We start from the raw sequence: 22,826 nt of genomic DNA, 5'->3' as shown, positions 1-22,826 counted from the left end.
CATCGAGCCCTGCCCCGTAGAGACAATCCGGAGTTTCGGGGGAATTCGGCCTTTGCCATAGCGACACCCGGCCGAACCCCCTATCTTGCAGCCCTGTGAAACCGGCCCTTGCACAGCCGGTCACCACCGACGGGAGTATTGCCTCATGAAGACCGAAGCCGCGCCGTTCCGGCTCGAAGACTATCGCGCTCCCGCCTTCACCATCGATACGGTCGGGCTGGATTTCCAGCTTGCGCCCTCTGCAACCCGGGTTGTCGCCACGATCGCGCTTCGGCCCAACACGGACGAGGCCCGCAACGGGCGCCTGGAACTGGTCGGCGACGAGATCACCCTGAAGGGATTGAAGCTCGACGGCGCGACGCTGCCCGAAGGCCGCTACACCGCGACGCCGAGCCTGCTGACGCTGCATGACGTGCCGAACCGGCCGTTCACGCTCGATATCGAGACCCTCGTCGATCCGGCCGCCAACACGAAGCTGATGGGGCTCTACCGGACCAGCGGCACCTATTGCACGCAGTGCGAGGCCGAGGGCTTCCGCCGCATCACCTACTTTCTCGACCGGCCGGACGTTCTGGCCGTCTACACGACGCGCATCGAGGCTCAGAAGTCCGATGCGCCGATCCTGCTCGCCAACGGCAATCCCGTCGAGAGCGGCGACGTTCCCGGCACCGATCGCCATTTCGCCGTCTGGCACGACCCCTTCCCCAAGCCGTCCTACCTGTTCGCCATGGTCGCGGGCGATCTCGGCGTCATCACCGACAGCTTCACCACCTCGTCCGGGCGCGAGGTCGAGCTGCGCATCTATTGCGAGCACGGCAAGGAAGCGCGCTGCACCTATGCGATGGACGCGCTGAAACGCTCGATGAAGTGGGACGAGGACGTCTTCGGCCTCGAATACGACCTCGACATCTTCATCATCGTCGCCGTGTCCGACTTCAACATGGGCGCGATGGAGAACAAGGGCCTCAACGTCTTCAACGACAAGTACGTCCTGGCCGACCCGGATACCGCGACCGATGCCGACTACGCCAATGTCGAGGGCGTCATCGCGCACGAGTATTTCCACAACTGGACCGGCAACCGCATCACCTGCCGAGACTGGTTCCAGCTCTGCCTGAAGGAAGGGCTGACCGTCTTCCGCGACCAGGAGTTCTCGTCCGACATGCGCTCGCGCGCGGTCAAGCGGATCGCCGATGTGCGCACGCTGCAGGCGCGGCAGTTCCCGGAGGATGGCGGCCCGCTGGCCCATCCGGTCCGGCCCGAAATCTACCACGAGATCAGCAACTTCTACACGCCGACCGTCTATGAGAAGGGTGCGGAGGTCGTCCGGATGCTGAAGAGCATTCTCGGCCCCGACGACTTCCGGAAGGGCATGGACCTCTATGTCGAGCGGCATGACGGCGACGCGGCGACGATCGAGGATTTCCTGGCGAGTTTCGCCGATGCGACCGGCGCTGACCTGACGCAGTTCAAGCTCTGGTATTCGCAGGCCGGCACCCCGCAGATCATTTCCCGCGGCGCCTATGACGAAGCCGACCGCACCTACCGCCTGACCTTGAGCCAGAGCATTCCGGCGACGCCCGGCCAGGCCCGCAAGCAGCCGATGCATATGCCGATCCGCTTTGGCCTGATCGGGCCGAATGGCGAGGACATGGAGTTTAGGTCGGTCAGCGGCGGCCGCGTCGAGGGCGACATCATTCATCTGACGGAAGCCAGCCAGACGCTGGTGTTCGAGGGTGTCGGCGGGCGCCCGGTGCCGTCCCTTCTGCGCGGCTTCTCCGCACCCGTCCGCCTGGCGATCGACATCTCGGCCGCGGACCTGCTGTTCCAAGTCCGCACCGATGCCGACCCCTTCAACCGTTGGCAGGCGGCCCAGACGCTGGCCATGCGTAATCTCGTCGCCAGCACAACCGAACAGATCGCCGGCCGCCCCGCCAAGGCCGAGCCGGCCCTGATCGACGCGCTCGGCAGCGTGCTGGACGACGAGACGCTGGAGCCGGCCTTCCGCGCCCAGGTGCTGCAGCTTCCGAGCGAAGCCGACATCGCGCGCGAGCTTGGCCAGAATGTCGATCCCGATGCGATCGCGGCGGCGCGGCGTGAGCTTCGCCTGGCGATCTCGACCGGTCTCGGCAACCGGATCGAGCGCCACTACGGCAGCCTGTCGGGGGCGGAATCCTTCCGGCCGGATGCGGCGAGCGCCGGAAAACGGGCGCTGCGCAACACCCTGCTCGATCTGCTGCTCGCGCGCCGTTCGCCCGAGGCGATAGCCGCTGCGCTCGCGCATTTCGAAACCGCGAACAACATGACGGATCGGCTGGCGGCGCTTTCCGCGATCACGCAGGCCGCCCTGCCCGAGCGCCGCGCGGTGCTCGACGCTTTCTACAAGCGCTACCAGGACGACGCGCTCGTGCTCGACAAGTGGCTGACGCTGGAGGCGACCGTGCCGGCCTCGGATACGCTGGACCGGGTGAAGGCGCTGCTGAAGCACCCCTCCTACTCGCCGAACAACCCCAACCGGGTGCGCGCGCTCGTCGGCAGCTTCGCAAGCGCCAACCAGACGCAGTTCAACCGGGTGGACGGCGCCGGCTACGATTTCCTCGCCGATTTCGCGCTGGAGCTGGACAAGCGCAACCCGCAGACCACGGCCAGGTTGCTGGTCAGTTTCCGCTCGTGGCGGGCGCTGGAGCCGGTTCGCCGGACCCGTGCCGAGGCGGCACTGCGCCGGATCGCCGCGGCGCCGGACCTGTCGCCGGACACGCTCGACATCGTCACGCGGACGCTTGCCTGAGCGTCACGCAGGCGAAAACGGCGCCATTCGGCGGCAGACGAATCCGGGCCCGCCGAACCCGGATTCCCCAAGGCCGGAGCCATAAAATTATGCTTAACGAAACCCTAACACACCTCTGGACAATGTGATTCGCGTCGATTCAAATGGGGGTGATTCGGGGCAAGGGACTGACCCGATGATAGCCGACATCGGGGGGCTGAGATGGCGCGGGCAGATACAGCCAGTGCGTCTGCGAGCGAGCGCATGCCTATTGCAGGGGTACTGTTTCGACGCAAGCAGATGATCAAGGGTCACGCTCGGCTTCTGGCCAAGCCGGCCTACGAAAAGCTCGTCTCGTCCGAGCCGATCCTGCGTCGCTGCATCCCTGTCCTCATCATCATCTTTCTGATGATCGTCGCGCTGGCCCGCTTCGTTCAGCTTTACGACCTGCGCATGGAGCGCGAGAACCAGGCGCGCGACCTGATGGGCATGGTGGCGTCCTATCTCGCCCTCTCGCTCGACCAGGCGGAGCCGACGCTGTCGACCGATCGCTACCAGATGGCGGTCCAGAACACGCTCGACAATCTCGTGCCGCAAAGCGCCGCCGATGCCGGCCAGCGCATCTATGTCGCCGACGCAACCGGCCGCGTCATCGCCACCTCGCCGCGCTCCGCCACCGAGGAGAACCGCAGCTTCACCGAGATCGTCAGCGGCGCCCAGCCCCTGGTGATCTTCGGCGACCGCGCCGGCGTGCTGAAGATCAATGTCGATGGCGACCAGCCGGCCTTCGCCACGCTGCGCCACCTCAACGGACGCCTCGGTTTCGTCGCCGTCGCAACGCCCTTCCCGGCGATCTACCGCGACTGGCGCGCCGACGTCTCGCTCAATGTCTCGATCTTCGTCGGCACCAGCGGCATCCTGCTCGTCATCCTCTACGGCTATTTCTCGCAGTCCGCCCGCGCCCAGGAAGCCGACATCATCTACCAGGAGACCTATGACCGCTTCGACACGGCGCTGCGCCGGGGCCGCTGCGGACTCTGGGATTGGGACGTCGCGCGCGGACGCCTGTTCTGGTCGAAATCGATGTTCGAGCTGGTCGGACTCCCACCGCGGGACACGCTGCTCGGCTTCGGCGAGGTGAACGAACTCGTCCATCCCGACGATGGCGACCTGATGAACCTGGTCGAGGCCCTCTATGAGGCCAACGAGACGACCGTCGACCGCATGTTCCGCATGCGCAAGGCGGACGGCAGCTATGTCTGGCTCCGGATCCGCGTCGAGCTGGTGGATGCCGATGGCACAGAGCCGCACCTGATCGGCATCGCTGTCGACGTGACCGAGCAGATGCGCCTGGCCGAAAGCTCGCGCACCGCGGATATCCGCCTGCGCGACGCCATCGAGACGATCTCCGAGGCCTTCGTGCTCTGGGATACCCAGAACCGCTTGGTCATGTGCAATTCGAAGTACCAGCAGCTGCACGGCATTCCGGATTCGGCGCTGGAAGCCGGCACTCCCTATGCCCAGGTGATCGCAGCCGGCCGCCAGCCCGTGGTGCAGGCCCAGATCCCCAACGAAGGCCGCGCCGAAGAAGGCGCGCGCTCCTTCGAGGCGCAGCTGAATGACGGCCGCTGGCTGCAGATCAGCGAACGTCGCACCAAGGATGGCGGCTTCGTGTCGGTCGGCACCGACATCACCACGATCAAGCGCCACGAGGAAAAGCTGATCGACGGCGAACGCCGGCTGATGGCAACGATCGCGGACCTGCGCCAGTCGCGCCAGAAGCTGGAGCAGCAGGCGCAGGAAATGGTCGATCTGGCGGAGAAATACTCCGAGCAGAAGGACCGCGCCGAGGCCGCCAACCGGACCAAGTCCGAGTTCCTCGCCAATATCAGCCATGAGCTGCGCACGCCGCTCAACGCGATCATCGGTTTCTCGGAGATCATGAAGTCGGGGCTGTTCGGCCCGCTCGGCTCGCCGAAATACGGCGAGTATTGCCAGGACATCAACGCGAGCGGCAACTTCCTGCTCAACGTCATCAACGACGTGCTCGACATGGCCCGGATCGAGGCCGGCCGGATGACGCTCGACATGCAGCCGCTGATGCTCGACGAGATCGTCGACGAGGCCGCGCGCGTGATGTCGCCGGAAGCGTCGGCCCGCAAGGTGACGATCGAGGCCGACCTCGAAAGCTCGCTCGGCCTCCATGCCGACCGTCGCGCGGTGAAGCAGATGGTGCTGAACCTTTTGTCGAACGCCGTGAAGTTCACGCCGGAAAACGGTCACATCAGCGTCCGCGCCCGCAAGATCGGCGGCGCCGTGACGTTGACGATCGAGGACAACGGCATCGGCATTCCGAAGGAAGCCCTGAAGAAGCTCGGCCGGCCGTTCGAGCAGGTGCAGAACCAGTTCACCAAGAGCCACAAGGGCTCGGGCCTCGGCCTCGCCATCACCCGCTCGCTGGCGGAACTGCATGGCGGCGCGATGCGCATCCGCAGCCATGAGGGCAAGGGCACGATCGTCTCGATCCGCCTGCCGCTGCTGCAGACCGCGCAGTTGGAGCCGCCGACCGGCGCTTCGGCCGGCGTCGCTCTCAGGCTCGGGGCTTCCGCCGAACCTTCCCGATAATCCGCTCGAACGAAGCGCGGACATCCTTCTGCGTCGCCTGGACATGGGCGTCGAGCGTGGCGAAATCGGGCAGTTCGCCCGCCCTGGAGAGCAGGTCCAGCAGGCCGCGCGGCGCCTCACTCGCCCGGAATGGCCCATCGACACAAAGCCGCAGGATCAACACCAGCCGCTGATAGAGGCGGAGCGCGGGAAGCAGGATCTCTGCTTCGGTCGCCGGCAGCAGACCGCTGCGCGACGTCGCCGCCAGCACGGTCTCCGTCTCGACATCGAGGATCTCGGGATGGGTAGCGCCATGCACGAGCTGCAGATATTGCGCGATGAACTCGATATCGATCTGGCCGCCCGGCACCTGCTTCAGGTCCCACGGCCCTTCGGCGGTCTTCTCTTCCTCGAGCAGCACGCGCATTTCCAGCACGTCGCGCCTCACCTTCTTGGGATCGTGCGGCGTGGAGAGGATCGCACGGATATCCTCGACGGCCTCGGCGACGAGGCTCGCATCGCCATGGATCGGCCGCGCCCGCGACAGCGCCATGTGCTCCCAGGTCCAGGCTTCCTTGTTCTGATATTCGACGAAGGAGCGGATATGGGTGGCGAGCGGGCCGGAATTGCCCGAGGGACGCAGACGGAAGTCAACCTCGTAAAGCGAACCCTCCGCCGTCGGCGCCGAGATGGCCGCGATCAGGCGCTGGGTCATGCGGGAATAATACTGGCTGCCGGAAAGCGGCCGCGCGCCGTCGGAGCCGGTCTCCGTCTCGGGAAAATCGTAGAGCAGGATCAGGTCGAGATCGGATGAGGCGGTCATTTCGCGCCCGCCGAACTTGCCCATCGCCAGCAGGGCGATCCGGCTGTTGGCAATGCGGCCGTGCTGGGCTTCGAGCGCGCTCTTGACGTGGTCGAGCAGGGTCGCGACCAGCAGGTCGGCCAGATCGGAATAGGCGATGCCGGCGGCACGCGTGCTGACGGAGCCGGCGATGACGCGAACGCCGATCAGGAAGCCCTGCTCCTTGCCGAAGATGCGCGCGCGATCGAGCACATCTTCCAGCGACACCGCCTCGGCCAGCATGTTCTTCAGCCGCGCGGTGAGGATCGTGCGGTCCGGCAGGCGGCCGAAAAAGGCCGGATCGAGCACGGCATCCAGCACATGCGGACGCGCCGTGACGATCTCGGCCAGGCGGGGGGCCGTGCCCATGATGGTGGCGAGGAGATTGAGAAGGCCCGGATTGGAGCCGAGCAGCGCAAAGAGCTGAACGCCGGCCGGCAACCGGGCCAGGAAGCGGTCGAACGAATTGAACGCCGCATCGGCATTGTCCGTGGTGGCGAAGGCTTCCAGCAGCGCCGGCGTGATCTCGGTCAGGCGTTCGCGCGCGGCGGCCGACCGCATGGCGGCGTAGCGGCCGAAATGCCAGCCCCGGATCGTGCGGCTGACTTCGCGCGGATTCTTGTAGCCGAGGCTTGCCAGCGTCGCGACCGTTTCGGGGTCCTCGTCGTCCCCGGTGAAGACCAGGCTGCCCAGCGTCGAGGAAAGCGAGGGCGCCGCCTCGAACAGCTGGATGTAGTGGTCGCGCACGGTCTCCAGCGTCTCGACCAGCGCCTTGGAGAAGGCCTTGACGGTCTTGAACCCCATCAAGCGCGCGACGACGTCCAGCCCCTCCTCGCTGTCGGGCAGCGTGTGGGTCTGTTCGTCGGCGATCATCTGCAGGCGATGCTCGATGGCGCGCAGGAAGCGGTAGCAGCGCGCCATGTCGGCCGCTGCCTCGTCGGCGATCCAGCCCTTGGCGCGCAGGATCTCCAACATGTCGAGCGTCCGCCGGCCGCGCAATTCGCGGTCGCGGCCGCCGGCGATCAATTGCTGGGTCTGGACGAAGAACTCGATCTCGCGAATGCCGCCGCGCCCGAGCTTGATGTTGTGGCCCGCCACCGCGACCGCGTCATGCCCCCGATGATCGTGGATCTGGCGCTTGATCGAATGGATGTCGGCGATGGCAGCGAAATCGAGATATTTGCGCCAGATGAAGGGCGCGAGCTCCGAGAGGAAGGCATCGCCGGCCTCGATATCGCCGGCAAAGGGCCGCGCCTTGATCATGGCGGCGCGCTCCCAGTTCTGGCCGCTCGCCTCGTAATAGAGAAAAGCTGCCAGCGTCGAGATCGCGACCTGGGTGGAGCCCGGGTCCGGCCGCAGGCGAAGATCGGTGCGGAAGACATAGCCGTCGGGCGTGCGCTCCTGCAGGATCTTCACCAGCCGGCGAGTCATGCGGACGAACAGCGCACCGATCTCGTCGGGGTCGGCCACCTCGGCCCGCTCGGGATCGAACAGCACGATCAGGTCGATATCGCTGGAATAATTCAGCTCGCGCGCGCCGCACTTGCCCATGCCCAGCAGGATCCAGCCCGAGCCGCGCGAAGGCTGGTCCGGGTGCGGGAGCGTCAGCTTGCGGGAGGCGTGCGCCTCGGCGAGGAGGAAGTCTACCGTGGCGCTGACGGCGGCCTCGGCGAAGGCGGTGAGCGCGCCGGTGACGCGCTCGACCGGCCAGATGCCACCAAGGTCAGCGAGCCCGACCAGCAGCGCCACTTCGGCGCGCGCCTGGCGCAGCCGGGTCATCAGCGTCGTTTCGTCGGTCTCGCGCCAGAGCGCGGCGACTTCGGCCATGCGGCGGGAAAAGTGCGCGTCGGGGTCTGCGGTGAGGATCGCGACCAGACGCGCGGGATCGTCGAGCGCGATCTGCCTCAGGAAGGGCGACGCATCGAACACGGCCGCCAGGAACGAGCCCAATCCCTTGCGGGCATGCAGCAGATCCGCCCAAGCGGGCCCGATGTCGGCCTCCTTGGCGGCTGCCTGCAGGTCCTGAAGGATTTCCCGCGTCCTCGCTGCCTTGGGCGGCCGGATCTCGGTCTGGATGGATGTGGCAAGCGAAGCGCCAACCGACGCGTCTGCCGGTTGCGAAAGAGTGGCGGCCATCATCCCGTCCTTCAGGTCTCGGCCGGGAATCGCAAGGTCACCACAAGTCCCGGTCCGCCATCGCTCATGGCGACCGTACCATGGTGGAGCTTCACGACGGCGTCGACAAGGCTGAGGCCGAGGCCGCTACCCGGCTGTGAACGACTCTTTTCCAGCCGGACGAAGCGCTGGAGGACGCGAAGCCGCTCGGATTCAGGGATTCCGGGGCCATTGTCGCTGACGGAGACGACGATCTCGTTTTCAACCTGTTGCGCAGCGACGGTCACGACCGGCGTCTCAACCGCCGGCTCGCCGGTCTGAACATACTTGATCGCATTGTCGAGCAGGTTGGTCAGGGCCTGGCTGATCAGCTCGCGGCTGCCATGCAGCGGCAGCGGGCCTTCGACGGAGAGCTTCAGCGCGACCCCGGCTTCCTCGGCCACAGGCTCGTAGAACTCCACGACATCGGCCGCGATCTGTGCCACGTCGAGAGGCCCGAGCGCGCCGTCTGGCGAACCGGCCTCGACGCGCGCGATCATCAAAAGCGCGTTGAAGGTGCGAATCAGCTGATCCGATTCCTCGATCGTGGCTTCCAGCGCCGCACGATAGGCCTCGACTTCCGCCGGCCCCGCGAGCGTCGTCTCGACGCGGGTGCGCAGGCGCGTCAGGGGCGTCTTGAGGTCGTGCGCGATGTTGTCGGAGACATCCTTCAGGCCGTGCAAGAGATGCACGATGCGATCGAGCATGGCGTTCAAGTTTTCCGCCAGGCGATCGAACTCATCGCCCGCGGGCGTCACCTCAAGCCGACCGGAAAGGTCGCCCGCCATGATCTGGCGGCTGGTCGCGGTGACGGAATCGATCCGCTTCAGCACGCGGCGGCTGACGAAGAACCACGATACCAGGGCGAGGAAGATCAGCAGCACCACGGCGCTGATCATCGCTTTGCCGATCAGTTCGCGGATGCGCTCGATCTCGCTGATATCGCGACCGATCAGCATGCGGAAGCCGTTCGGCAGCGGCAGCACCTGCACCATGGCGATATGGTGCGAGGTCTCGCCTTCCAGCCGCTTATAGGGAACGGTGACGGGTTCGAGACCGCTCAGCTTGAGCAGCGCCGGCGGCACCTCGGTGACGTTGCCGGCCACGACACGACCCTCGGAGTCGGTCACGACATAGAGGCTGGCGCCGGGCACCCGGCTGCGCTGCTCGATGGAAGCGACGATGCCAGTGAGCCCGCTGCGCAGGCCCTCGTCGGCCAGCACGCCGATCTCCGCCTCGATCGTGTCGCGGACCTGCTGCGTGAGGAAGCGGTCGGTCTCGCGCGTGATCCAGCCGACAAAGGCGATCGCGAAGACCGAGAAGACGACGAAATAGATCGCGGAGAGCTTGAACGCGGTGGTGCGGACGACCTTACCGAACGCCGTCACGGACCATGTATCCTGCGCCCCGAACCGTATGCAGAAGCGGCTCGGAGAATCCCTTGTCGATCTTGGAACGCAGCCGGGAAATATGAACGTCGATGACGTTGGTCTGCGGATCGAAGTGATAATCCCAGACATTCTCGAGCAGCATGGTGCGGGTCACGACCTGGCCGGCATGCTTCATGAGATATTCGAGCAGGCGGAATTCGCGCGGCTGCAGGGGGATATTGATGTCGCCGCGGCGAACCAGATGGCTGAGCCGGTCGAGCTCGAGCTCGCCGACCTTCAGCATGGTCTCCGCCTCGCCGGGCTTGCGGCGGCGCGCCAGCACCTCGATGCGCGCCAGCAATTCCGCGAAGGCATACGGCTTGGCGAGATAATCGTCGCCGCCGGCCCGAAGACCGGTGACCCGGTCGTCGACCTGGCCGAGCGCCGAGAGGATCAGCACGGGCGTATCATTGCCCTTGCGCCGCGTCTCCTCGACCAGCGTCAGGCCGTCCTTCTTGGGCAGCATGCGGTCGACGATGATGACGTCATATTTGTTGGCATCGAGGAGAAACGCGCCCTCCTCGCCATCGGCCGCGTGGTCGGGAACATGGCCGACCTCGCGCAGGGCCTTCACCAGGTAGCTGGCAGTCTCACGATCGTCTTCGACAAGCAGGATTCGCATGGGTTTACGATAGCCGTTTTTGCAACCGGAGGCACAACTGCCTTGTCATAAAAAGGCGGGCAGGCGGAATAAATCCCGCCTGCCCCAAGCCCGCCGGAAGTGTCGCGGGGCTCACACTGCACTCCCGTGGGCCGTCGAGACGAGGCTTATGCCTTGCCGAAGGGGAGCGCCACGAAGCGCGTCTGGTCGCCAGACTTCACCCGCATCAGCACGGCCTTCATGCCCTGCTTCTTGGCGTCCACGACTTCACGCTCGACGTCGCCGGGACGCGCAACCTCACTGCCGCCGACTGCGAGAATGATGTCGCCCGTCTGGAGGCCCTGCTCCGCGGCCGATCCGTCGGGATCGACATCGGAAACCAGGACGCCCTTGCCATCCGGCGACACGGACAGCGACAGTCCGAGATCGGCGACCGAAGCCGACTTGTCCTCGGCCTGCTTGGCGCTGGCCTGCTTCTCCGAACCGGGGAGCTTGCCGAGCTTGACGCTGACGTCCTCAGCCTTGCCACCGCGCCAGATGCCGAGCTTCACCGTCGTATCGGGCGAGTAGCCCGCGATGATCTGGGCCAGGTTGCGGGCGTCTTCGACCGTCTTGCCGTCGACCGTCAGGATCGCGTCACCCGACTTGATGCCGGCGGTCAGCGCGGGGCTGCCTTCCTGCGGCTCGCTGACGAGCGCGCCCTTGGCTTCTTTCAGGTTGAGGCTGTCGGCGATATCCTTGGTGACCGGCTGGATCTGGACACCGAGCCAGCCGCGCACGACCTCGCCGTGATCCTTCAGGTCCTTGATGACACGCTCGGCGGTCGCGGCCGGAATGTCGAAGGCGATGCCGACGCTGCCGCCCGACGGCGAGTAGATGGCGGTGTTGATGCCGATCACTTCGCCGGCGAGGTTGAAGGTCGGGCCACCGGAGTTGCCCTTGTTCACCGATGCGTCGATCTGGATGAAGTCGTCATAGGGACCGGCGCCGATCTCACGGCCGAGCGCCGATACGATACCGGCCGTCACCGTGCCGCCGAGGCCGAACGGGTTGCCGACTGCTACGACCCAGTCGCCGACGCGGGAATGACCCTTGGCGAAATCGACATAGGTGAACTTCTCGGCGTCATCGACCTTCAGAAGCGCAAGATCGGTCTTCTCGTCGGTGCCGATCAGGCGGGCGCTGAATTCCTTGCCGTCCGAATTGCTGACGGTGAATTCGGTCGCGCCGTCGACAACGTGGTTGTTGGTGACGACGTAGCCGTCCTCGGAGATGAAGAAGCCGGAGCCGAGCGCCACCGACTGGCGGGGCTTCGGACGCTGCATGCGGTTCGGGGCCTGACCCTGCGGGCCACGCTGGTCCTGGAACTGGCGGAAGAAGCGCTCCATCGGCGAGCCGGGCGGGAACTGGTCCGGATTCGGGAAGCCGAATGCGTCAGGGCCGCCGGACGCATCCGCCTCGGTGACCGTCGACTTGACGCGAACGCTGACGACGGCCGGCTTCACCTTCTCGACCAGGTCGGCGAAGCTCGGAAGCGTCTGCGGCTGGACGTGAACCGCCTCGGCATAGGCCGGAGTGTGCGAGCTGACCACGGCCTGTCCCGCGATTCCGCCGACGATCAGGGCGGCAAGCGCCGTGCCGAGCAGGGCGCGGCTGCGGAGCCGTGTCTGAGTGGACTTCGGAGCGGGATTCTGTTCGGTCATGATGGTCTCCGTCACGTACAAAAAGGAAAGCAACGCGGGGGGGTCGCTGCTCATACGCCGGAGAATGGATCAATGAACGTTACAGCCGCCTGTCACCATCATGAAACGTTGGTAATGTTTGGAGAGGCGTCGAAGACGCCGAACGAGCGAGGCGGAGAGATCCGCGAAAATGCTCTTCAAGTCAGGGAGATAGCTGAAACGGCGCTAATTCGAAATATAGCGTAGCGGTCGTCTAGTCCTCGCGCGCCAGCAAGGCCTCGACGCGGGCTTCCTCGTCGGCCGTCAGGCCGGTCACCGCGGCGACGCGACGGCGCCGGAAGACGCCGATCGCAAAGGCTCCGCCTACAACGAGCAAGGCCGGCGGGGCGCCCCAGAGCACGATCGTGTGCCAGGTCAGGCGCGGTTTCAGCAGGACATATTCGCCGTAGCGATCGACCAGGAACGCCTTGACCGCCGCATCGCTGTCGCCGGCCTGCAGGCGCTCGCGAACCAGCACGCGCAGGTCGCGGGCGATCGTCGCGTCCGAATCGTCGATCGACTGGCTCTGGCAGACCAGGCAGCGCAGTTCGGCCGACAGCGCACGGGCGCGCGCTTCCAGAACGGGGTCCTTGAGGATCTCGTCCGGCTGGACCGCGGCAAAGGCCGGCCAGGCGGCGACGAGCAGTCCCAGCGCAAGCATCATCCGGCGCATGGCGCTACTCCGCCGGGACGGCGACAGAGCGCCGGGCCGGCTTCGGGGCGCCGACCCTCAGACGACGGTCGGAAAGCGAGAGCATGCCGCCCGCGGTCATCACGAGCGCGCCCAGCCAGATCAGGGCGATCAGCGTCTTCCAGTAGACGCGGACAACGGTCGAGCCATCGGCCGAGATGTCGCCGAGCGAAACATAGAGCTGGGAGAAGCCGAAGGTGTTGATCGCTGCCTCGGTGGTCGGGGTGTTCGGGACGGTGTAAAGCCGCTTTTCAGGCTCCATCGTCGCCACGACATTGCCCCCCTGGCGAACCGTGAAGCGCACGCCCGTACCGGTATAGGTGCCGCCGCTGATCGGCACGAAGCCTTCCATGGTCAGCGTCCGCGATCCGATCGTTACCGCCTCGCCGGGCTTCAGCGTGACGATGGTCTCGCTGTTCCAGGCCGTGGATCCGATGATGCCAAGCACGGTGACGCCGACGCCGAAATGCGCGACCATCGTGCCCCAGGCCGAGCGCGGCAGTCCCGCGCCGCGCCGCCAGCTTTCCGCCGGCGAGACGCGACCGAGCTTGATGCGGAAGGCGATTTCCGACAGTGCACCGACCATCAGCCACACCGCGAGCGCAACGCCGAACAGCGCCAGCGCCGAGGGCGTTCCCATCAGCGCCAGACCGAGGATGACCACCGCCATGGCCGCGCCAAAGGCGAACAGCAACCGCTGCCCCGCCGCGACGATGTCGCCGCGCTTCCAGGCGAGCATGGGGCCGAACGGCACGGCGATCAGCAGCGGCACCATCATCGGGCCAAAGGTCATGTCGAAGAATGGCGCGCCGACCGAGATCTTCTCGCCCGTCAGCGCTTCCAGCGCCAACGGATAGAGCGTGCCGACCAAGACGGTCGCGCAGGCGGCCGTCAGCAGCAAATTGTTGAGGACGAGCGCGCCCTCCCGGCTGATCGGGGCAAACAGGCCGCCCTGGCTGAGCTGACCCGCCCGCGCCGCGAACAGCGAGAAGGCGCCGCCGATGAAGACGCAGAGAATGCAGAGAATGAAGATGCCGCGCGTCGGGTCGGTGGCGAAGGCGTGCACCGAGGTCAGCACGCCGGATCGCACCAGGAAGGTGCCGAGCAGGGACAGCGAGAAGGTGAGGATGGCGAGCAGGATCGTCCAGATCTTCAGCGCCTCGCGCTTCTCCATGACGATCGCCGAATGCAGCAGCGCGGTCGCGGCGAGCCAGGGCATGAAGCTCGCATTCTCGACCGGATCCCAGAACCACCAGCCGCCCCAGCCGAGTTCGTAATAGGCCCAGTAGGAACCCATGGCGATGCCGAGCGTCAGGAAGCACCAGGCCGTCAGCGTCCAGGGCCGCACCCATCGCGCCCAGGCAGCGTCGATGCGGCCGTCAATCAACGCGGCGATGGCGAAGGCGAACGAGATCGAACAGCCGACATAGCCGAGATAGAGCAGCGGCGGATGGATCGCGAGCCCGACATCCTGCAGCAGCGGGTTGAGGTCGCGCCCCTGCAGCGGCGCCGGATCGAGCCTGAGGAAGGGATTGGAGACGATCAGGATGAAGAACAGGAAGGCCGCGCTGATCCAGGACTGGACCGATAGCACCAGCGCCTTGAGCTTCAGCGGTAGGTTCTCGCTGAACACCGCCACGAGCGCGCCGAAGAGCACCAGGATCAGCACCCAGAGCAGCATCGAGCCTTCATGGTTTCCCCAGACGCCAGAGATCTTGTAGAGCAGCGGCTTCAGCGAATGGGAATTCTCGACCACGTTCTGGACCGAGAAATCGGAGACGACATAGGCGTATGTCAGCGCCGCGAAGCTCATCCCGACGAACAGGAACTGCGCCACCGAAGTGGTCGAGGCGACCGCCATCAGCCTGGTGTCGCCGCGCAAGGCGCCCCAGAAGGGCAGCGTGCCGCCCGCCAGCGCCAGAACCAGCGCCAGGACGAGCGCGTAGTGGCCGATCTCGACGATCATCGCTGCACCGTCTCCGGCGCAGGGCCCTCGCCGTTCTCAGGCCGCCATTCGCCACTCTTCTTCAGGGCCTCGACGACTTCCTTGGGCATGTAGGTCTCGTCATGCTTGGCCAGCACCGTGTCGGCCACGAACAGGCCGCTGCCATCGACCTTGCCCTCGGCCACGACGCCCTGCCCTTCGCGGAACAGGTCGGGCAGAATGCCGACATAGCGCGCCGGCACCGTCGCCTTGCCATCCGTCACGGCGAAGCGGACGACGCCGTCCGCCTCCTTGACGATCGAGCCCCGCTCGACGAGGCCGCCCAGGCGCACGCGCTGATCCAGCCCCGGCGGCTTCGCCAGCACATCCGAGGGCGATGTGAAGAAGGTGATGCCGTCCGAGAGCGCAAAGAGGACGAGCCCGACGGCGCTTGCCAGCACGACGCCGGCAAGGCTGATGAGGGTCAGGCGGCGCTGCTTACGCGTCATGTCGAACGATCAATCCTTGCCGATGCCAATGTCACGGGCCGCCTGCTCGACGACGGCGAGAAGTTCCGGCTTTTCAGCCAAGCTGGCGCGAGCGCGAGACAGTGCAGCGCGGGCCTCGTCCGGCTTGCCAAGCACCATATAGGCACGGAACAGCCGCTCCCAACCGGTCGTGTCGCTGGGATCCGCGTCCAGCCTAGCCGCGAGGCCCGATACCATGCCCTCGATCATCTGCTGCCGCTCGGCCGGGCTCTGCTGCGCGGCGGCGGCGATGTCGGAGGCCGTCGGACCGGGCGCGACCGGCCCCGCCGACGGCGCTGTTGCGGCGACAGTCGAGGTTGGCTGGAACTGCGCCAGCTCGGCCTGCGCTGCCGAGAGCCAGGGCGCATCGGCCGGCGCGGAAGCAATCAGCGCCTTCCAGGCCGCGATGGCGTCGTCCTTTCGGCCGGCCTGGCCCAGCGCCATGGCGAGGAAGAAGCGGGAGCGCACGTCGTCGGGGTCGAACTTGAGCGCCCGGTCGAAGGCGGCGCGGGCGTCCTCGGTCACGACATTGCCGCTCGCCCGCGTCAGCGCCTCGCCATAGAGCGACTCGCGCTCGGCGGTGGATCCGAGCAGGCGCTTGGCGTTGCCGAGGGCGCGGACGGCGTCGTCGAAACGGCCGAGCCGCATGTAGATCGGCGAAAGCACCTCCCAGCCGCGCCCATCCTCGGGATTGGCGGCGAGATGGGATTCGACCTTGGCGATCAGGTCGTCGACATTGCCCTGGGCTGTCGGCTCGGCCTCGCGGCTGCCAATCGGCCGGTCGGCCAGTTGCGGCGAGCCGACATAAAGATAGGTGCCGATGGCCAGCAGCGGGATGAGGACCAGCGCTCCCAGCCGTTCGACACGGTAGGCGGGCCGGGATGGGGGCGTCTCGGCCGTCGCACCGGAATCGCTGTTCAGAAGCCTGCGTGAAATCTCGATGCGGGCCGCATCCGCCTCGGCATCGCCGATCAGGCCGCGCTCGCGGTCCCGCGCGAGTTCATCGAGCTGGTCGCGGTAGATCGAACGGGCAGCGCCGGCATGGGCGGCGGCGTGCGTCTGCCTGCCCAGGGGAATGAGCACGGCAAGCGAGGCGGCGGCCGTCAAGGCGGCCATGACAATCCAAAGAAGCATGGTCTGTTCCTGGACGCGTTCTAGCCTTTCCGCCACCGACGCGCACGCCGCATTCTGTCGCGGCAGGAACGCGGCTACTAGCTGATGGGACGCCAGCTGCCTTCGGCCTGGCGACAGGCCGTGCCGCGCGCGGCCTGCGGTTCGCCGCCCGCCCAGATCCGGTGCGTGTAATCGCGGCAATCATAGGCGTTGACGCGGTAGCGCGGCCCGGGAACCACCTCGCCGCGAAAGCCCTCGCGGTCGCCGCGCCACTCGACGGGCGAACCGGGGCGGCCATATTCGAGCGCCTGGAATTCCGCCTGCTCCGCGCGCTGGCGCTCCCGGTCGTCCAGTCCCCGGCCGATTGACTGTCCCGCGACGCCGCCGTTCAGGGCGCCCGGCGGTGGCGCGGCGGGCCGTCCGGCGCCGCTGCCGGCCGCGCTGCCGAGGCTCTCATTGCCGCCGGGGCTGATGCAGCCGGCCAAGCTCGTCGCAACCAGTCCCAAGACAAGCCAAGCACCCAGCCGCATGATCAACCACCCCGTATGTCCCTGCGATTCGGAAGAACGCCCCCCGAACCGCGGATTCGCAGATCCGATACCAGCATGGCGGAAATGCGTTTCCAAACCAACTCAGGCGGCGGGCAGCCGGACTTCCGCGCGCAATCCACCGAGCGGTGAACGATCCATCTCGAACGCCCCCTCATAAAGCGAGGCCAGATCGGTGACGATCGACAGGCCCAGGCCGGAGCCCGGCTTGCTCTCGTCGAGCCGCTTGCCGCGCCGCGTCGCCTCCAGCCTCTCGGCTTCCGTCAATCCGGGGCCGTCATCATCGACGCGAATCACCAACGACCCGTCGATATCGCCGGCCGCCGGGATATAGGCGACCTCGATGGCGACCTTGGACGCGGCCCATTTGCAGGCATTGTCGACGAGATTACCGACCATCTCCTCGAGATCCTGCTGCTCGCCGCGGAAGCGCGCATCCGGCGCGGTGCGCAGGTCGATGGTCAAGCCGCGATCTTCATGGATGCGGCGCATGGCGCGAACCAGCCGCGCCAGAACCGGCTCGACCTCCGTCACGGCGCCGATCACCTGCGAGCGCGCCGCGATCCGGGCGCGGTCAAGGTGATGATTGATCTGCATCCGCATGATCTCGGCCTGCTCGCCGACCTTGGCCGAAAGCCCACCCTGGTCCGAGCGGGCCTCGTTGGTGATGACGCTGAGCGGCGTTTTCAGAGCATGCGCAAGATTGCCGACATGGGTTCTCGCGCGCTCGATGATCTGCTGGTTGGAGGCCATCAGGGCGTTGAGCTCCTTGGCGAGCGGCTCGATCTCGGCCGGGAACGGGCCATCGAGGCCCTGCTCCTTGCCGCTTCGCAGCGCCGCGAGCCCACGACGCACCTTCTCGAGCGGCCGCAGGCCCCAGCGGATCTGGAACGCCGTGGAGGCGACCAGGCCGATGCCGAATACAGCCAGCGTCAGCGCGACACTGGTGCGGAAATCGGCGATCTCCTCCCGCAGCTCGGACGCGTTGCCGGCGATCAGCACGTCGTAGCGGTGGTCGACGTCGAAGGTGATGGTCCGCTGCAGGACGCGCAATTGCTGCTTGTCCGGCCCCTCCATCGTCGCCTGCTCGACGCCGTCGACGGAGTTGCGCGACGTCGCATTGGCGATATCCAGCGTGTCGGTGGAAAGCGAGCGCGAGGCGAGCAGCACCGGGCCATTGACCTGGCGGATCTGCCAGTACCAGCCGGAATAGATCAGCTCGAAGCGCTGTTCGCCGAGATTGCCGGGGTCGCCCAATTGCCCGGGCGCCTGGGTGGCGAGGTTCCCGACCAGGGTCTTGAGATAGACGGAAAGCCGCTCGTCGAAGGCGCGTTCGACCGTATCGCGGTAGAGCGAGGTCAGGATCACGCCGGCCACGACCAGCGCGATCGCGCTCCAGAGCGACGCGCCGGCAATCAGCCGAAACGCGAGCGAATTGACGCGCATGTCAGTCGGCGCCGCCGCCGGCGGCCGCCGTGCCCGGCGTCACCACACGGTAGCCGAGGCCGCGCACCGTCTCGATCAGATCGCCCGAAACCTTCTTGCGCAAGCGGCCGACGAACACCTCGATGGTGTTGGAATCGCGGTCGAAGTCCTGATCGTAGAGATGTTCGATCAGCTCGGTGCGCGACACCACGCGGTCGCGATGGTGCATCAGATATTCGAGCACCTTGTATTCATGCGCGGTCAGCTTGACGGGATTGCCATCGACGGTGACGCGGCCGGACTTGGTGTCGATGCGGACCGGGCCGCATTCGATCTCGTTGGTGGCGTGGCCGGCGGCGCGGCGCACCAGCGCGCGGATGCGGGCCAGCACCTCCTCGATATGGAAGGGCTTGGCGACATAGTCGTCGGCGCCGGCATCGATGCCCTGCACCTTGTCGCTCCAGCGATCGCGGGCGGTGAGGATGAGCACCGGCATCTTGCGGCCGGCGCGGCGCCAGGCCTCCAGCACGCTGATGCCGTCCATGCGCGGCAGGCCGATATCGAGCACGACCGCGTCATAGGGTTCGGTATCGCCGAGGAAATGGCCATCTTCGCCATCCCTGGCGGAATCGACGACATAGCCAGCCGTCTTCAGGGCTTCCGTCAGCTGACGGTTCAAATCCGGATCGTCTTCAACGACGAGAATGCGCATTCCACTAGCGTCCCATGATTGAGCCGCTGCGTGCGTCGACGCGCACGCGCTTCACCTCGCCGCCACTGCCAAGCACGTTGACGATGTAGACAAGGCGATTGCCGGCCCTGCAGAGCTGCGCCGAAACCACTTCGCCGCCATCCGCCAGTGAACCACGGATTTCGCTCAAAGATATGGCATCGCCATTCTGGACCGCCTGGCGCGCCTCGCCCTGCGACAGGCATGTGTCGCCATACGCCGCGGACGGGCCGTATTCGGGCGACCCGAACCAGACGAACATGGCGGCCAGAAAGAGGATTGCGATGAAGTTCGACATGCCCCCGTCCTAAGCGTGTTCATATGAACACGACCTGAATGCCGGCAACTTTCACGCGAACTGTATCACTTTCCACCGAGGGGCGCGCGCGCCATCCAACGGCCGTATAACGTCAGCCCCGCACCGACCAGCGTGCCGATGGCCACCGCAATCTGGCCGAGCGACGCCTGATCCTCGGCCGAGATCGCATGGCCGAAAATGAGGCCCAGTATCGGCGCCAGCGCGGCAATGATCGCGCCCCAGGTGACACGCGAAACGTACCACGGCTCCGCGTTCGACACATGGATCACGGCGGGGTCGGCGGCAACCTCCTCGATGATCGCCTTGGTGATGCGCGGCGCCATGTCGGCCGTCAGCGGATTGTCCGCGCGTCCGACCATGCGATTGATCGCGCCTTCCAGCGCGCCGAGCACGATATCGACGGGATTAAGGGTGGGCAGCCGGATCATCAGGACCTCCAGAGCCGGATCAGGGAACGGATTTCGTCGCGATGGCGCCAGCCGACGATGACGAGGGCGCACAGGGCCAGCAGCGCCACGGCCAGGACGATCGCACCGGGTGACAAAGCGGGATCGATGGCGGATCCGTCGAGGGGCACGGCCCCCGCACCGCCGGTGGCCAGCGCCCCGCCGGCGGCGGTCGCCGCCACGGATTTCCGCGCCGCGATAACACGGGCGATCTGTGCCCGCGTCGCCGGGCCGACCATGCCGTCGACGGTGAGGTTCGGATGGGCCGCCTGGAAGGCGCGAACCGCTTTGTCCGTCTCGACTCCGAACCGGCCGTCAATCGGGACGGACCCGATGCCGGTCCGGGCCAGATCCTCCTGCAGAGCGCGCACGTCGTCGCCGGCATCGCCGAGGCGGAGAGCTGCGAAGGCTACTGCCGGGAGGGTGCGGCGCCCCAGAAGGATAAGGTCCGCCTCGCGCGCCCGGCGACGCGTCAGTCCCTCGACCACCCGCCCTCCCGCCTTGTTCCAGGCGGCGAGACCGGATCGCGCGGCGATCGCTTCGCCCTGGCGCCAGGCTTTCACCCAGGAAGCACGCGCGATCGCGCCGGTGTTGAAATGGAACGACACCGCGCCGTCGAAAGCATGGGCCGGCGCGCCCGGCATCGCGACGGCAACGGCTGGCTCGTAACGGCTGGCCAGCGCGGCCGCGAGAAGCCGCCGGCTTTCGGCCCTCGTGATCACCATCCCGGCCTTGGGCCTCACCACGCCCGAGGCCGCCGTCAGGCCGACGCCGATGGTCCACACACCCGCCACGTCGCGATAGGCCCGCAGCACTTCGCCCTCTTCGGCGACGAGCTGTTCCAGCCCCGCCGGCGTGATTTCAGCCATGCCCAATCTCCGCTCTGCGAGGCACGCGAAATTTTTCAAGAAAATTTGAAAGGCCCGGGAACCGCCGCCGCGATGCGGTGTTGATTTCGCGAGATGCTCAGGCAGCTCATATCAGGCCAAAAGCCGAAAAGAGCCCGCCGCTCCCCCCCCCAGCGGCGGGCTCTCTTTATTTCCCAAGCCGTTCAGTAAGCCGCGATCACCGCTCCCACCGCGGCGGCTTGCGCTTGCCCTTCGCCCGCCCGGTGCGCCCGCACATGCAGCGCGGACGTATCGCCGGCGACCAGCGAGCGGGCCGAGCCTGACGACTTCGTCCGCTCCAGCCAGAAGATCGCGGTTTCCTGGGTGTTGAAATCGACGGGCGCGATCGACCCGCCACGCAGGCCGTCCCCAAGGCTGTCGCGCGCCTCCGTGCCGAGGCACCAGAGCCGCGAGGCCCCGTTGGACACGACATTCGCGCCGAAATTGTCGTGATAGATCCCGCCGACATCGATGCCGACGAGCCCGTCATGGCTGGTCAGGCCGTTGTTGGACTGGCTCTCGTAGCGGCCATTGCCATAGGCCCGGCAATCGACCGTCAGATGGTGAAGCGCGGGTGCGCCGCCCTGGCCCCAATGAAAATTGAAGCCATCCTTGGCGTTGGAGGCGGCGATGCATCGCACCAGCATGACCAGGCCGGTGGTGTCGAAGATGCGGAAGCCGTCATAGAGATGGCTCGGACCGCCGGCATAGCGGGCGGAACAATCGACGAAGACCAGTGACCTCGTTGCCACGCCCTGCACGAACACGCCGCCATTGGCACCGCCCTGGAAATCGAAGCCCTCAAGATAAACCGACTTGCCTGTGCCATCGAGCGCGAAGGCGTCGACGACGAGCAGCACCCGGGTGTTGGCGTTGGTCGGCGCGGCGCCATCGGCGCGATGCACATAGAGCGTGCCGCCGACCTGCGCCCAGGATCCGGCCGTCGCGTTGCAACTCGCGGCATCCGCCACCCGCGCCAGTTCCCCCGGTTCGCCGAACGAATTGGCGTGGGCCAGATCGAGCACGGCCGTGACGTTGGAGCGGGCGAGCGCGTAGCAATTGCCGTAGGTTCCGTCCGGCGAGCCCGGCCAGCCGAGGTCCCCGCCGGCCCAGCAGGTCACCCGGCCGCCTACCGCGCGATAGGCCGCCGGCTGGGTCGGGACCACCATCGGACCGCTATTGGTGAAGCCGTTGGCGCGCGGATAGACGCCCGCTTTCACCGCCACGTTGAACGGCACGCCGCCGGCATTGCCGAGCTGGGTGGCGACGAAGATCGACTTTACCGCCGCGCCCCAACTGGTGCCGGCATTGCCGTCATTGCCGGTGGCAATGTCGACGAAGTAGCTCGGGCCGGCCAGCGCGGCCGTGGCATAGGCTTCCGGCCTGATATCGCAGAGATAGCGGCCACCGCGCTGGCGGAAGGCCAGCGGATAGTCGGCGAAGGGAAAGCCGAGGCCGGAGGGCGGCGCCACCCGCCGCCCCGCGCGCGTCCGCGCCGTGATGCCGAGACGAGGCATCCGCATCAGATCCACCCGACCAGCGTCGCCGTCGTGCCGGTCGCCAGCACCCGCACGGCGCGGATCGGCAGGACATCGCCGGCATAGCGGCTGTAAGTGATGTCGACGCCGCCCTCGTCGCGCAGCACGGCGTTGCCATCGGTCTGGAAAACCAGCGCGCGAGGACGAACAACGAGATCGGCGCTATCCGAGGGCGAGATGGAAAAATGGCGCGTCGCCGGACCCGAAAGGCCCGACGCCGCCCCGGCAAAGGGATCGCTCATGATGGTCTCCATGGTTGATGGTTTGCGGCCGATGCATGCGGCCTTGGGATGCGAAGGACCCTCGCCCCAGCCCCCTCCCGCAAGCGGGAGAGGGGGAAGAAAGGCGCGTGAGGCGAGCGCCGGAGGCGCTCGTCCTCGTCCCACACTCGCCCTCGCCCCCACTCGCCGTCGCCCCACACTCGCCGTCATCCTCGCGAAGGCGAGGATCCATGCAGCCGGGTTTGCGAGGGGCCAGGAGCCTGTTGTCCTTGGAGGCGCCCAAGGCTTTGGATGAATGGTTCCTCGCCTTCGCAAGGATGACGCCGGTGGTCGATTGGA

At 66.7% G+C, this 22,826-nt stretch carries 18 protein-coding genes; 2 read left to right on the top strand and 16 right to left on the bottom strand.

Annotated elements, in window-relative coordinates; genetic code table 11:
* The first annotated feature begins 145 nt into the window (after window positions 1–145).
* Together pepN and ABIE08_RS01475 are read left to right on the top strand one after the other, a co-directional pair.
* Complete coding sequence (gene pepN / locus ABIE08_RS01480) at window positions 146–2,788, top strand: aminopeptidase N (RefSeq protein WP_354548189.1); 2,643 nt, start codon at window positions 146–148, stop codon at window positions 2,786–2,788.
* A gap of 243 nt (window positions 2,789–3,031) precedes the next feature.
* Window positions 3,032–5,392: a PAS domain-containing sensor histidine kinase gene (locus tag ABIE08_RS01475; protein WP_354548187.1), complete on the top strand. Its 2,361-nt coding sequence runs from the start codon at window positions 3,032–3,034 to the stop codon at window positions 5,390–5,392.
* Here ABIE08_RS01475 and ABIE08_RS01470 read toward each other — a convergent pair.
* From ABIE08_RS01470 to ABIE08_RS01395, 16 genes are all read right to left on the bottom strand, one after another.
* Entirely contained in the window at window positions 5,358–8,348 is a 2,991-nt protein-coding gene (locus ABIE08_RS01470) for a bifunctional [glutamine synthetase] adenylyltransferase/[glutamine synthetase]-adenylyl-L-tyrosine phosphorylase (RefSeq protein WP_354548185.1), read from the bottom strand. The genes ABIE08_RS01475 and ABIE08_RS01470 overlap by 35 nt on opposite strands.
* An 11-nt stretch (window positions 8,349–8,359) precedes the next feature.
* Window positions 8,360–9,754 carry an ATP-binding protein gene (locus tag ABIE08_RS01465; protein WP_354548183.1) on the bottom strand — a complete coding sequence of 465 codons (1,395 nt, stop codon included), beginning with the start codon at window positions 9,752–9,754 and terminating at the stop codon, window positions 8,360–8,362.
* Window positions 9,738–10,418 (bottom strand): response regulator transcription factor, encoded by a 681-nt coding sequence (locus ABIE08_RS01460; RefSeq protein ID WP_354548182.1) that lies wholly within the window; start codon window positions 10,416–10,418, stop codon window positions 9,738–9,740. The genes ABIE08_RS01465 and ABIE08_RS01460 overlap by 17 nt, the downstream gene beginning before the upstream one ends.
* Before the next feature lie 146 nt (window positions 10,419–10,564).
* Window positions 10,565–12,100 (bottom strand): Do family serine endopeptidase, encoded by a 1,536-nt coding sequence (locus ABIE08_RS01455; RefSeq protein ID WP_354548181.1) that lies wholly within the window; start codon window positions 12,098–12,100, stop codon window positions 10,565–10,567.
* A 232-nt stretch (window positions 12,101–12,332) separates the two neighbouring features.
* Window positions 12,333–12,791, bottom strand: coding sequence for a cytochrome c-type biogenesis protein (locus tag ABIE08_RS01450; protein WP_354548179.1), 459 nt, complete (start codon window positions 12,789–12,791; stop codon window positions 12,333–12,335).
* A 4-nt stretch (window positions 12,792–12,795) separates the two neighbouring features.
* Window positions 12,796–14,775: a heme lyase CcmF/NrfE family subunit gene (locus ABIE08_RS01445; protein ID WP_354548178.1), complete on the bottom strand. Its 1,980-nt coding sequence runs from the start codon at window positions 14,773–14,775 to the stop codon at window positions 12,796–12,798.
* A complete protein-coding gene (gene ccmE / locus ABIE08_RS01440; protein ID WP_354548176.1) occupies window positions 14,772–15,242 on the bottom strand; it encodes a cytochrome c maturation protein CcmE in 471 nt (156 codons plus the stop codon). The genes ABIE08_RS01445 and ccmE overlap by 4 nt, the downstream gene beginning before the upstream one ends.
* A 9-nt stretch (window positions 15,243–15,251) precedes the next feature.
* Window positions 15,252–16,394, bottom strand: coding sequence for a c-type cytochrome biogenesis protein CcmI (ccmI, locus tag ABIE08_RS01435; protein WP_354548175.1), 1,143 nt, complete (start codon window positions 16,392–16,394; stop codon window positions 15,252–15,254).
* A gap of 77 nt (window positions 16,395–16,471) precedes the next feature.
* A complete protein-coding gene (locus tag ABIE08_RS01430) occupies window positions 16,472–16,903 on the bottom strand; it encodes a hypothetical protein (RefSeq protein WP_354548173.1) in 432 nt (143 codons plus the stop codon).
* A gap of 102 nt (window positions 16,904–17,005) precedes the next feature.
* Window positions 17,006–18,367, bottom strand: coding sequence for an ATP-binding protein (locus ABIE08_RS01425; protein ID WP_354548171.1), 1,362 nt, complete (start codon window positions 18,365–18,367; stop codon window positions 17,006–17,008).
* A gap of 1 nt (window position 18,368) precedes the next feature.
* The gene (locus ABIE08_RS01420; RefSeq protein ID WP_354548170.1) at window positions 18,369–19,058 is read right to left on the bottom strand and encodes a response regulator transcription factor; all 690 of its coding nucleotides are present in this window, start codon (window positions 19,056–19,058) and stop codon (window positions 18,369–18,371) included.
* Between the two features lie 4 nt (window positions 19,059–19,062).
* On the bottom strand, window positions 19,063–19,374 hold the full coding sequence (locus ABIE08_RS01415; protein WP_354548168.1) for a PepSY domain-containing protein: 312 nt from the start codon (window positions 19,372–19,374) through the stop codon (window positions 19,063–19,065).
* Window positions 19,375–19,439: 65 nt separating this feature from the next.
* The gene (locus ABIE08_RS01410; protein WP_354548167.1) at window positions 19,440–19,823 is read right to left on the bottom strand and encodes a hypothetical protein; all 384 of its coding nucleotides are present in this window, start codon (window positions 19,821–19,823) and stop codon (window positions 19,440–19,442) included.
* Window positions 19,823–20,710, bottom strand: a complete 888-nt coding sequence (locus ABIE08_RS01405; RefSeq protein ID WP_354548166.1) for a glycoside hydrolase family protein — start codon at window positions 20,708–20,710, stop codon at window positions 19,823–19,825. Before ABIE08_RS01405 ends, ABIE08_RS01410 begins: the two co-directional genes overlap by 1 nt.
* A 182-nt stretch (window positions 20,711–20,892) precedes the next feature.
* On the bottom strand, window positions 20,893–22,251 hold the full coding sequence (locus ABIE08_RS01400) for a hypothetical protein (RefSeq protein ID WP_354548164.1): 1,359 nt from the start codon (window positions 22,249–22,251) through the stop codon (window positions 20,893–20,895).
* Window positions 22,251–22,508 carry a spike base protein, RCAP_Rcc01079 family gene (locus ABIE08_RS01395; protein WP_354548163.1) on the bottom strand — a complete coding sequence of 86 codons (258 nt, stop codon included), beginning with the start codon at window positions 22,506–22,508 and terminating at the stop codon, window positions 22,251–22,253. The genes ABIE08_RS01400 and ABIE08_RS01395 overlap by 1 nt, the downstream gene beginning before the upstream one ends.
* Window positions 22,509–22,826: the final 318 nt, after the last annotated feature.

It is taken from the genome of Kaistia defluvii (assembly GCF_040548815.1).
GTDB classification, from domain to species: domain Bacteria; phylum Pseudomonadota; class Alphaproteobacteria; order Rhizobiales; family Kaistiaceae; genus Kaistia; species Kaistia defluvii_A.
Note: the sequence above shows the minus strand (reverse complement) of the source record. Positions and strands in the feature narration are given on the sequence as shown.